This is a genomic window from Pinibacter soli (genome assembly GCF_029961145.1).
Lineage (GTDB): Bacteria > Bacteroidota > Bacteroidia > Chitinophagales > Chitinophagaceae > Pinibacter > Pinibacter soli.
In genome coordinates this window covers 46,022-57,737 of sequence record NZ_JASBRG010000007.1, presented here as the reverse complement: position 1 = coordinate 57,737, position 11,716 = coordinate 46,022, and the positions used below count along the sequence as shown (strand labels likewise).

General features: G+C 38.8%; 10 protein-coding genes. 4 read left to right on the top strand and 6 right to left on the bottom strand.

The window, feature by feature from the left end; all coding sequences use genetic code 11:
• From QJ048_RS11275 to QJ048_RS11265, 3 genes are all read left to right on the top strand, one after another.
• Positions 1 to 345, top strand: a 345-nt coding sequence (locus tag QJ048_RS11275; RefSeq protein WP_282334454.1) for a hypothetical protein, incomplete at its 5' end; no start/stop codon positions are given.
• 74 nt (positions 346 to 419) lie between these two features.
• On the top strand, positions 420 to 2,192 hold the full coding sequence (locus QJ048_RS11270) for a tetratricopeptide repeat protein (protein ID WP_282334453.1): 1,773 nt from the start codon (positions 420 to 422) through the stop codon (positions 2,190 to 2,192).
• A gap of 182 nt (positions 2,193 to 2,374) precedes the next feature.
• The gene (locus tag QJ048_RS11265) at positions 2,375 to 2,956 is read left to right on the top strand and encodes a hypothetical protein (protein WP_282334452.1); all 582 of its coding nucleotides are present in this window, start codon (positions 2,375 to 2,377) and stop codon (positions 2,954 to 2,956) included.
• 123 nt (positions 2,957 to 3,079) lie between these two features.
• Here the strand turns inward: QJ048_RS11265 and QJ048_RS11260 are convergent, their stop codons facing one another.
• The 6 genes from QJ048_RS11260 to QJ048_RS11235 form a co-directional block, all read right to left on the bottom strand.
• Positions 3,080 to 4,039 (bottom strand): transketolase family protein, encoded by a 960-nt coding sequence (locus tag QJ048_RS11260; protein ID WP_282334451.1) that lies wholly within the window; start codon positions 4,037 to 4,039, stop codon positions 3,080 to 3,082.
• Between the two features lie 85 nt (positions 4,040 to 4,124).
• Positions 4,125 to 5,018, bottom strand: a complete 894-nt coding sequence (locus QJ048_RS11255) for a transketolase (protein ID WP_282334450.1) — start codon at positions 5,016 to 5,018, stop codon at positions 4,125 to 4,127.
• Between the two features lie 190 nt (positions 5,019 to 5,208).
• Complete coding sequence (locus tag QJ048_RS11250; RefSeq protein WP_282334449.1) at positions 5,209 to 6,399, bottom strand: acyltransferase family protein; 1,191 nt, start codon at positions 6,397 to 6,399, stop codon at positions 5,209 to 5,211.
• Positions 6,400 to 6,528: 129 nt separating this feature from the next.
• Entirely contained in the window at positions 6,529 to 8,040 is a 1,512-nt protein-coding gene (locus QJ048_RS11245) for a hypothetical protein (RefSeq protein ID WP_282334448.1), read from the bottom strand.
• 155 nt (positions 8,041 to 8,195) lie between these two features.
• A complete protein-coding gene (locus QJ048_RS11240; RefSeq protein WP_282334447.1) occupies positions 8,196 to 9,794 on the bottom strand; it encodes a peptide chain release factor 3 in 1,599 nt (532 codons plus the stop codon).
• Positions 9,795 to 10,042: 248 nt separating this feature from the next.
• Positions 10,043 to 10,603, bottom strand: a complete 561-nt coding sequence (locus QJ048_RS11235; RefSeq protein ID WP_282334446.1) for a hypothetical protein — start codon at positions 10,601 to 10,603, stop codon at positions 10,043 to 10,045.
• Positions 10,604 to 10,836: 233 nt separating this feature from the next.
• Here QJ048_RS11235 and QJ048_RS11230 point away from each other — a divergent pair, with 233 nt between their 5' ends.
• Positions 10,837 to 11,661, top strand: coding sequence for a universal stress protein (locus QJ048_RS11230; protein WP_282334445.1), 825 nt, complete (start codon positions 10,837 to 10,839; stop codon positions 11,659 to 11,661).
• Positions 11,662 to 11,716: the final 55 nt, after the last annotated feature.

Here is an 11,716-nt window from a genome sequence, read left to right as displayed (position 1 = left end):
GCAGAAGAGAAAATTGAAAACAATTGTATTACCCGATATCTGAACAGCAATCTTTTGACTATAAACTACAGTACCAAAACAGGTACATTTCCTTTTGTACACAAGTACACTTCTTTTCAAGATGGCAAAGTGTTACAATTCAGAAAATCCAAGTTGGTAAAAACAGGAGAAAAACAATTCGAAAAATACTACTCCGATGCAGAGCGGGAAAGCGACAAAGACAATTTTAAATTGTTTGGTGTTTTTCAATTAAATGATCAAAACTTATTGAGTTCTTATTACTTTTTTAAAGATGGAGTAAAACGGAAGATTAAAACCGACTATACTTATTTTACGGAAAACTAATGATTGTAAGGAAATACAAATTATATCCGTTAAAAATGCCAGCAATCTCCACAAAAAGTAAGACAAAATATTTTATGAAACTTAAGAACACCATTCGATTTAAAATAACATTCCTCTTTTTAATCTTTATAACGCAATCTGTCTTTGCCCAACCAAAACATAAAAAAACAGATGATCAATTAATAACTGATTACCTGCACAAGGGATATGACTATCAGGTAAACAAACAGCCGGATTTAGCCGTGATAGAATATGACAAAGTATTGAAATTGGACAGTACCAATCCTACCGCTTATTATAATACAGCTTTGATATATGCAAATTCTAAACAAACACTTAAAGCGATTGCTATTTGCGATAAAGCCTTACAACTTTGCACGGAAGATTTGGCCGATTTTTATCGTACAAAAGCAAACTGTTATTCAGATTTGCACCAGTTCGAAGAATCATTGCCGCTATTTCATAAAGCCCTGTTACTAGAAGGTTCAGAGGCTGATGACAATACCTATTATAACCTTGGCTATTCCTATTTTAAATTGCAAAAATGGGAAAGTGCTATTGTTTATTTAAACAAATACCTTGAAAGAGGAGATGAAAAGAGTGGCAGTGTTAGTGATGCTTTATTTTTTTTAGCCACTTGTTACAGTGAATCAGGCGATGATAATAAAGCAATTCAGTATTTTGATCAGGCTATTGCCAAAAGTCCACATTACTCCTACTATTACAACAAAGCAGAAACGTTGATGAATCTTAACAAAAAAGATGAGGCTCTAAAAGTTATCAACCAAGCGTTGGTTAATTACCCGGATAAGGCAGACTTATATTTCAAGAAATCGCAAATTTATACCTCATTAAAGCAAACAGAAAAAGCTAAGACTGAACTGAAACACGGTTATGAAATTGACTCTACAAATACCAATATTTTACTTGATATGGGTGTCATATATAAGCACGATAATCAAATAGACATGGCGATAACGATGTATAAAAAATGCATTGAATTAAAGGACAATCTATCAGGTGCGTATGGTAATTTGGCCCTCATATATGGTGATATTGAACTTAAGAGAGATAGTGCTTTATATTATTTTCAAAAAGCATTATCTGTAGATAATAAAAACCCTATTAATTACTATAATATGGGGAATTATTACAGGGAAGAAAAAAAATATGATCTTGCTTTAGAAATGTATGCCAAAGCTATTGAACTTAAGCCTTTGCTTTCAGCCGCATATACTAATACCGCCATAATATATGAAGACAAAAAGGATTTGAAAAAAGCGATTGATTTTGCGTTAAAAGCACTTGACATAGAACCAGATGATTACTACGCAAATTCATATCTCGCGTCTCTTTACTTTGATTCTACTGACTATGAAAACACAATTCTTTATACAACAAAAGCTTTACGTCTAAGTGCGAACCCGAATATAGATCATCTATTATTATACAAGAGAGGTGTGAGCAGGCAAATTGTTGGTGATTATAAAAATGCACTTCATGATTACTTAGATATTGTAAAAAGATATTCCGAGGAAGAAAAAAAGGAACATGCAGATGTTTATTCCAATATTGGATATTGTTACATGGAAGACGATCAACTGCAAGCTTCCTTAAAATATTTTCAAGAAGCAGTGAATTACAAACCCGAGATTGACCAGCTTATAGGTTTATTTACTGTTCAATATTTACTCAATGATAAAGCAGGAAGTGATAAAACAGTATCTAAAGCAAAGAAAGTCGAACCTAAATTAAAGCAGGGTTACAAGGGAATTGAGCAATTGGAAAAAGACGGATATTTTTATACAAAAAAACATAAAGATATTCTTCAAAAGATCTTGAATTAAGTTTTAAAATGTTCGCCGTTTAAAAAAGACTCGATAAGTATACTTAATAAAAGTTATACTAGCTGATGTTCTTTTTTCTGATTTTTTCTTGAAAAGAATCAAAAAAAGAAATCAATAAAAACGAACTCTCATGCAACATAGAAAATTCATTAAATCTCTTTAAGAAAGGATAGTAATTATATATGAGAAGAATAAAAATTATACTGGCAATCGGACTTTTTTCATGCGGGCAGGTCGTGAAAGATAAAAAATCTGTCGTCGAAAAAGAGAAAACGGTTGAAACGAAGGCATTAAGTTTGCCGGCAATTGGAGAAAAAATTCAAGGAGACTTTAATGGAGATGGACATCCTGAAATTGCAACTGCAACAAAAATTAAAGAGGGAAAAGGAAATCCTGTAGAAGATGGAACTGCTGATGAATATGCCATTCAATTTTCTGAAAACAAGCTAAAATCAATAAACGCCGGCTGCTGCAACATTTGTCTAATTAATGAAGGAGACTTAAATAATGACGGAGCAGACGAAATTTCAATATTTCAAGCACCTATGAACGGATGCACATATTCAATGACAACATATTCTTTTATAAAAGGAACCTGGAAACAAATAGTTGAACCTTTTTTAATTCCGACAGGGTGTGATAGCATAAGTGATAGCGATTTGCAAAAAAGAATCTTCAAGAAGAACAATGCAATTTATTATTACGAAACAGATCCGAATGACGAAATGGGAAAATTGGTCGCGAAAAAAGTAATCACAAAATAAGTTTAGGAAGTGATATTCAATTTGATTTCTAAATGTTTTTTGCAGTTTTAAATTGAATGATCAACATCGCTACTCATGGATAAGTAAAAAAAAGGTCCCGCCATTTAGCGGGACCTTTCAATTTTATTTGCCTTTGCGTTGTAATACTTTTTGTACGGCTTTAATGATGTTTTCATCATCAAGTCCATATTTTTTCATCAACTGATCAGGCGTTCCGCTTTCACCGAAGCTGTCGTTTACAGCAACATATTCCATTGGAACCGGATCATGTTTGATCAATACTTGCGCAATGCTGTCGCCCAAGCCACCAAGACGGTTGTGCTCTTCCGCACTTACCACGCATCTTGTTTTAGCTACAGATTTCAAAATCGCTTCTTCATCAAGAGGCTTAATGGTGTGGATGTTGATGATCTCTGCATCGATGCCCATTTCCGCCAATTTTTCACCAGCTTTGATAGCTTCCCATACCAGGTGACCTGTTGCGAAAATGCTCACGTCAACACCTTCGTTCACAACCCATGCTTTACCGATCTCAAATTTTTGATCAGCATCTGTGAAGATAGGAACAACGGGACGACCAAAGCGTAAATACACCGGGCCATGATGTTCAGCTATAGCAATGGTTGCAGCTTTAGTCTGGTTATAGTCGCAAGGATTGATCACTGTCATTCCAGGCAACATTTTCATCAAACCTATATCTTCAAGTATCTGGTGCGTAGCGCCATCTTCACCCAAAGTAAGCCCGGCGTGAGAAGCACAGATCTTTACGTTTTTATCAGAGTAAGCAACAGATTGACGGATCTGATCATATACGCGGCCCGTAGAGAAATTAGCAAATGTGCCTGTGAATGGAACTTTGCCACCGATTGTCATACCTGCAGCAATGCCGATCATGTTTGCTTCCGCAATACCTATTTGTTGAAAGCGCTCAGGAAATTCTTTAATGAACGCATCCATTTTCAAAGACCCTACGAGGTCAGCACAAAGTGCCACTACATTTGGGTTACGTTTTCCGGCTTCCAATAATCCTGCTCCAAAACCAGAGCGTGTATCTTTTTTATCTGTGTATGTGTATTTTTTCATTGTGTTGATGTTGGGGTTTATCGAATAAACCAATTATAAAATGATGAACCTGGCGGCGGGACGAATGCGATTCGCCCATAAAGGGTTAATAATCGCCCAATGTTTCAGGCAATTGCGCCAATGCAGCAGCTAATTGCTCATCGTTAGGAGCAACACCGTGCCATTTGTGGCTGCCCATCATAAAATCAACACCGGCACCCATAGCAGTTTTCAGCAAAATGCAAACTGGCTTGCCTTGTCCTGTGCGGCTTTTCGCCAACTCAAGCGTTTTAACAACTTCTGCCATGTCATTACCATGTTCAGCTTCAATCACGTCCCAACCGAATGCTTCCCATTTAGCTTTCAAGTTACCCAATGAAAGTACTTTCTCTGTAGGGCCATCAATTTGCTGACCGTTGTAGTCAACAGTTGCGATCAGGTTGTCAACTTTATTGTGAGGAGCAAACATTGCTGCTTCCCATACCTGACCTTCCTGTAATTCACCATCACCATGTAATGTGAATACAAGAGAATTGTCTTTATTCAATTTTTTTGCAAGTGCACAACCAATGGCAACAGAAAGACCTTGTCCCAAAGAACCGGAAGCGATTCTTACACCAGGAAGGTGTTCGTGTGTAGTTGGGTGACCTTGTAAGCGGGAGTCTAGTTTTCGGAAAGTAGCGAGTTCCTTTGCATCAAAATATCCGGAGCGTGAAAGTACACTGTAGAACACCGGAGAAATGTGCCCGTTTGACAAAAAGAAAACATCTTCTCCTACTGCATCCATATGAAAAGCAGGATCGTGCTTCATGATCTTAAAATACAGTGCTACCAGGAAATCTGTACAGCCCAACGAACCACCCGGGTGGCCCGATTGACAGCCATGTACCATTCTTACAATATCGCGGCGAACCTGCGACGCGACCTCTTTCAGCTTTTCCGTATCAATGTTAGATCCAGCAGCAGCTTTGGTTTCAGTTGGATAGACAGTAGTCGACATCTTTCAAACAATTTTAGGAGTGCAATTTAAATAATAATTGTAAAAAATACACTTATTCCGGTGTATAATTATTTACAAAAGCGACCGAAGATAAAAGATTATTTAAGAAAACCAGTCAAATATTGAGAATTTTTAAATGAATATTTTGTGCAACCAGTTGCGCTTTTTTGAACAATTTATTGCATGCATGCTATGATTTCACACGCTGAATCTTCCATTTTTTAATGCAACCAGCCATTTTTTTTGCGAATATCAGCGAAGGTGCTTCAACCAGTTTGTAATAAAGAGGAGCAACTATTAAGGATAAAATGAATGCAACGAATATCATTAGGCCGGCCGGCAAAACCCTCAGGACATGAATCGTAACAAGCAGACATATCAGATGTACAATATACAAGCTGAAAGATATTTTTCCCACCCATTTCAGCGGAGAGGAAAGCGCTATGCCTTGATACGCATTACTCAGGAAAAGCAATATCCATAACATGCCTGCGGCCGCACTGATGTATTCCGAGCGCATCTTCAGAACTGTTTGTGTATTGGCCGGAAGCCACGCAACGTTCCAATCGAAGGTGCTTAACATAAATGCAACAAGCGTAAGAAGCAGAATAATGGCGGGAGAAAACCCATTAAGAATTTTGAGGAAATATTCCTTGTAAAAGTTTATGAAAGCGCCCATTACAAAGAAGCTGAGATAGTAAAAAGTTTCAAAGCTTTTACCATATTTAGCCAGCAGGCCAGCCTTTACAAGAAGCGTATATACAACAACAACTCCGCATAATGCCAGGCAACTTCCTATAAAATTCAGTTTTCGGTAACCAAACAAGAATAGCGGAAATATAAGAGATATCTTGATTTCGATGACAAGGCTCCACAATGATGGCACTATATTATGAAATCCTGCGTCACTCTTCAGCAACAAGATTTCTTTTAGCTGTTTTATACTTACCGGTGCTTGCCAGATGGTTTGGAACCAAGAACTAAGGCGGTTATCGATGGGACGATACAATAGCACCTGCAACAGTATTGATAAAAATATAGCTATGATGTAAGGAATATACAACCGTAAGAACCTTTTGACCAGGTAAGCTTTGTAATCAAAGTTTTGTCCTCCATCGTTAAACGGAATTGATAAAACAAACCCACTTAGTACAAAGAACATTATCACCGGCTCATGCCCCAGCCAAACGAAATGCAAGGGAGAAAAAGTAAAAGCGTTCAACAATGCATCTTTTGCACCTGTAAAAGGTAATGGCTGTCTGTTTTCGAACAGCATATAAAGTACTGGAACGCTCAATAAAAAATTGTGTACTGTCACCTGTATGGCAGCAATCCCTCGAAATGAATCAAGAGCCTCAATTCTGTAGGTGTTTGGTTGCATTAAGAATGGTTACTAATGGTCACTCTGCATTTGCAGAAAACCAATATTACAACATTATTTCGTAATTGATTTTTCAGCAACGCCTAGATGCCCGCGTTTTTTAAGCACAAAATGCCAGGAGTTTTTAAACTATTCCTCTACCACATAAATCTCACCATCGGTAAAACGTGTAACTTCCTTTAGCTTCTTATGCAGCTTTATTTCCTGCAAAGACAATGGTGTTTCTTCTTTATTATTGAACCACACGATGTAATAATAATTCTCTTTGTAAAAATCACTTACATCCTCGGGAAACGTACTATTGGGAAGGTTCTCTCCTACTAAACCGCAGTTAAAATAAATGGATTCAGGCGCATTGGAGTAAATGCAATACGTAGGTTTTAGCGACGATTTATGCTGCCTGATAAAATTCACTGTTTGCGAATGCACCCATGTATCGTCTGTAAAACCCGGAATACCGTATGTGCTTATATCTTCATAAAACTCCAGGTTGTTTTGATACTGTCTGTAAAAAAAACCTGCAGAAATGGTTAAGCAAAATGCGATTGTTGCGATGCGCAAGCCTTTTGTCTTTTCCATCTGTATCAACGCAGGAATACGGCTAGTAAAGCTGAACAACAAAGGAATATATAACGGCGACAACAACCTGTCATTGATCCTTTCATAATGAGAAATGGTGGAGGACAGAATAATAAAAGAAGCATATACCAATGCAAATGCACTGGCGATATTTTCAAAGCTTACATACCATTGATTTCCTTTTATCCAGTAATAGACACAGATGGCGAAAATTGCCAGCAATACGATCCAACCCACTATTAATGAAATCGTATATTGATCGGGGAAAAATGGCAGCCAGTTTCCTACCACCGAGCCGAAGTAAGACATGTTATCCTGCAAAGGCGTGATACCTTTTTCCCTGTTGCCAGTAAGAAAACCACCTGCATGCAGATTACGATACAGGTTGATCACGAGCAGCGACAACGATATAAAACTGAAAACAAGAATATGTTGCGCTTTTTTTTGAGGTCTAAGGTTTCTATCGAAAAGCAGCATTGCGCCACCCGCGACGGCAAATGCTATACCTGCATAGCGTGTAACGCAGGCAACAGCCACAATTAACGAAGCAAGAACAAGACTTGTAAGTGTGTAAGTTTTAAAATAACGATGCAGCGCTAATATCAACAACAGTGAGAGCAGAATGAACAAAGATTCTGACCAAAGCATGCTGTACACCTCCTGCAAGCTGGGCGCGACCACAATACACATGAGCACAATGCATTTGTAACCCAGCGAATGATTAACAAACTTATTGATGATCATGCTGCTTAGATACACAACTGCAGCAAAGAGAAATCCGTTCAGATAAGGCCCAGCCACAACCGGATCGACATGTGTAATGAATTTTACCGCGGCAAGAAATATGGGATAAAATGACGGGAAATCAACTATCGGCATTTGATTGTATCCAAGCAATCTGCCGTTTTCCAGTAGATTTCGTGCAGCACTAACATAAACTATAGAATCCGGAGAAATGCCAATACCGCCATGTTTTGAGTAAATAAATATTATAAAAAATGCCGCAATCGCAAATGGAATTGCATACAAACGGTCAAGTAATGGGGAAATTGGTCGGTTCATGGTACTAACTAATGGAAACTATCTTCGCGAATTTTGTGCCAGAGCTTGAGGACAAATAACTGAATAACTTAATAGACTGAATAACTGAATGTTTTATTTCAGTTTTGCCCTACAACTTTCAAACACTCAGTTATTCAGTTAATCAGTTTATTCAGTTACTGCTCCTTATGTATCTCACTCGTAAAGTGAAACTCTATATCGGGATTGTTCTGTCTTTCCGTGTTGAGGAACCATTCGCTTTGGGCAAGATAAACGAGGTGTTTGTCTTTGTCCTCTGCGATGTTGGAAGATTTGAAACGGGTGAAATCATCCAGTTTCTTTTTGTCCGTGCTTGTTATCCAGCACGCTTTGTAGTAAGGCTGTGCACGAAACTCAACGCTGGCGCCATATTCCTGTAACAAGCGATATTGGATAACCTCAAATTGAAGTTCTCCCACACAACCGATGATTTTTTTATTACCGCCAAATTGGGTGAACAACTGCGCAACGCCTTCGTCGGTCAGCTGCAACAAACCTTTTTCAAGTTGCTTGGTTTTCATCGGATCCTTGTTCACTACTTCTTTGAATATTTCCGGTGAAAAGGAAGGGATACCTGTAAAGTAAAAATTTTCTCCCTCGGTAAGTGTATCGCCGATTTTGAAGCCGCCGGTATCAAACAAACCAACTACATCACCTGGATATGCCTCTTCAATTACATCTTTGCTGCGCGCCAAAAAGCTGTACGGGTTGCTAAACCTAACTTCTTTTTCTAAACGAACGTGTTTATAATATTTGTTTCTTTCAAAACGGCCGGAGCATATACGAAGGAACGCAATACGGTCGCGGTGCTTTGGATCAAGGTTGGCGTGTATTTTGAAAATAAACCCACTTAGTTTGTCTTCCTGTACATCTACCAAACGCTTGGTGGTTTCGCGACTGCGGGGTGCAGGTGCGATGGTAATGAATGTATCCAGCATTTCTTTCACGCCAAAGTTGTTTACCGCACTACCAAAGAATACAGGGGCAACTTTACCCGCTAAATAGTTTTCTATGTTCAATGGTCCGTGAACGCCGTCAACCAGCTCTACGTCTTCACGCAATGTTTCAGCATCGCGGTCGCCGAGTTTATCTTCAAGAACTGTATTGTTCAGATCGCTGATGGTCACAACGTCTTCATCGTCGGAAGCTTTTGTATTGGCGGTAAATAAAACAAGACTCTTATCGTGAAGATTGTAAACCCCCTTGAAATCCTTACCACTGTTGATCGGCCAGGTCATCGGGTGCAGGTGAATGCTCAATTCTTTTTCAACTTCTTCCAACAGGTCGAAACGGTTTTTACCGTCACGGTCCATTTTATTAATGAAAACAATAACCGGCGTATCGCGCATGCGACAAACCTCCATCAGGCGACGGGTCTGGTCCTCCACCCCGTTCACACTGTCGATTACCAGGATTACGCTGTCAACCGCAGTTAATGTTCTATAAGTATCTTCCGCAAAGTCCTTGTGACCCGGCGTATCAAGAAGGTTGATCAAAATATCATTGTATTCAAATGACATCACAGAAGTTGCAACAGAGATGCCACGCTGTCTTTCGATCTCCATAAAGTCACTCGTTGCGTGCTTTTTGATCTTGTTGCTTTTCACCGCCCCTGCAGTTTGAATGGCACCACCAAACAACAGCAGTTTCTCTGTTAGCGTGGTTTTACCGGCATCGGGGTGAGAAATGATCGCAAAGGTTCTGCGCTTATTGATTTCTTTTTCGTACTTCATCATATTGTTCCTGTGATTTTGCTGCAATTTGTTTATTTACAGCCTCATTTAAGGGCGCAAAGGTAAGAAGGGGAACTCAAATAACTGAATAACTGAATGACTGAATAACTGAAAGTTCAAATTCAGTTTTGTACTACAACTATCAACCATTCGGTTATTCAATCATTCAGTTATTCAGTAATTAAATAAAAAAAGCTGATAATCAATCTATATAATTGATTATCAGCTTTAAGAATAAATTTCAGGAACTTTTATTTCAATTTAAAAACAACGCCTATCTGGAACTGCGTAATGTCATATCCAGCTTCTGCATTTACACCAAAACCTTGGGTGAAGAAGTAAGACGCACCCACAAATCCTCCGAAATAAGGAAGTACGTTGTTGTCGTAATGATCCGAGTAGCCATAGTGCTGAAACGCAAGGCCAGCAGATAAACCACCGTAAGTGTCAAGACCTTTAACTTTCCAGCCATAATGCCAGGCAGATCTTACTGCCGTAACAATTGTTCTGGCTTTGTAGTCGTGGTGTCCTTCCCAATCGCCGTTGTTGGAAAATGAGCCTCCAATTTCGCCACCAAGTGTAATCACACCCGGACCGGCTTGCCAAAGGCCCCATTCTGCAGCTATTTTGGTACCGAATGGATTTGAGTAATAACGACCATCATACTCTGCACCTACGCCTATACCGAGATTAAGTGTTGCTGAACCAACTTTCATAGGTGTCACGGGCTGTGCGGATTTTTGCGCTTTTGCTGTTCCTGTAAGCAAACTTCCGATCAATAAAGCGCTTAGGATAATACGAGTCTTTGTCATATAGTTCTAATGGTTTTAAGGTTGCAAATATAATATCAAGTTACCAATGGCAAATTGTGTACCACGGTTTAGAACATTTTGAATGTTAGGATGTTAATAACTGATAACTGAATAACTGAATGGTTGATAGTCGTAATACAAAACTGAATATGAAACATTCAGTTATTTCAGTTTATTCAGTCAGTGTTCCCGCTGGCATAACTTTTTTGATAACAATCATAATAAAATAAGTCATGACAACCTTTATAGTACCAGTGGATTTTACCGAGATTGGAGACAATGCAGCCGTGTACGCAGGCAAAGTGGCCCAGCAAGTGGGAGGCCGCGTTATTCTAATGAACGTGTATGAATCAATACCTGCCGGTATCGATGGAACTCCATTGGTAAATGACCCTGAAGCAAGACATGAAGTGCGTATTATTGCGCTCGAAAAATTGAAGGGAAGATTACTGGCCATGGACCCGCAGCTTGATATAACATGCATAGCGGAAGCCGGAACAAACCTGCTTGAGCATATTGAAAACTTAATTGTTCGCACAAATGCAACAATGGTTATTATGAGCGTTACTGAAGATGATGCAGTGGAGCAATTTTTACTTGGCACAAACGCCATCAACATTGTTAATATCGGCAACGTGCCCGTTCTCGTAGTTCCTTTTGGCGCTGCTTATAATGGCATCAACGAAGTGGTGCTGGCTGTTGATTTTGAAGATCAGGAACACGTGTTGCCGCTCGATCGCATTCGTACAATGCTGGCAATGTTTAACCCTATAGTAAATGTTGTTTCAATTGTTAACGAAACTTCAGAAGCACGTGCTAACATAGAAGAAAAGAAAATGCTTCTGCAAAATGCTTTGAGCGATTTTACAATTGATTTCTCATTTGTAAAACAGCATCGTTTCGTAGAAGCAATTAATGAATTTGCCAACCGAAAAAAAGCCGATCTTATTTTAGTATTGCCGCATAAACATTCTTTCATCGCCTCACTTTTCAAAAAACACTCAACAGAGAAGTTAATACATCACACGAGTGTGCCAGTGTTGGCGCTGCACGATTAATTAGTGGAAAATTGAAAATTGAAAATGGGAATATGGAACGCAGATCGTTATGATT

Excerpts from the sequence above, each read along its gene's own strand:
- QJ048_RS11245 (WP_282334448.1), bottom strand. The coding sequence starts at position 8,040 with ATGAACCGACCAATTTCCCCATTACTTGACCGTTTGTATGCAATTCCA.
- QJ048_RS11260 (WP_282334451.1), bottom strand. The coding sequence starts at position 4,039 with ATGAAAAAATACACATACACAGATAAAAAAGATACACGCTCTGGTTTT.
- QJ048_RS11255 (WP_282334450.1), bottom strand. The coding sequence starts at position 5,018 with ATGTCGACTACTGTCTATCCAACTGAAACCAAAGCTGCTGCTGGATCT.
- QJ048_RS11265 (WP_282334452.1), top strand. The coding sequence starts at position 2,375 with ATGAGAAGAATAAAAATTATACTGGCAATCGGACTTTTTTCATGCGGG.
- QJ048_RS11250 (WP_282334449.1), bottom strand. The coding sequence starts at position 6,399 with ATGCAACCAAACACCTACAGAATTGAGGCTCTTGATTCATTTCGAGGG.
- QJ048_RS11230 (WP_282334445.1), top strand. The coding sequence starts at position 10,837 with ATGACAACCTTTATAGTACCAGTGGATTTTACCGAGATTGGAGACAAT.
- QJ048_RS11235 (WP_282334446.1), bottom strand. The coding sequence starts at position 10,603 with ATGACAAAGACTCGTATTATCCTAAGCGCTTTATTGATCGGAAGTTTG.
- QJ048_RS11240 (WP_282334447.1), bottom strand. The coding sequence starts at position 9,794 with ATGATGAAGTACGAAAAAGAAATCAATAAGCGCAGAACCTTTGCGATC.
- QJ048_RS11270 (WP_282334453.1), top strand. The coding sequence starts at position 420 with ATGAAACTTAAGAACACCATTCGATTTAAAATAACATTCCTCTTTTTA.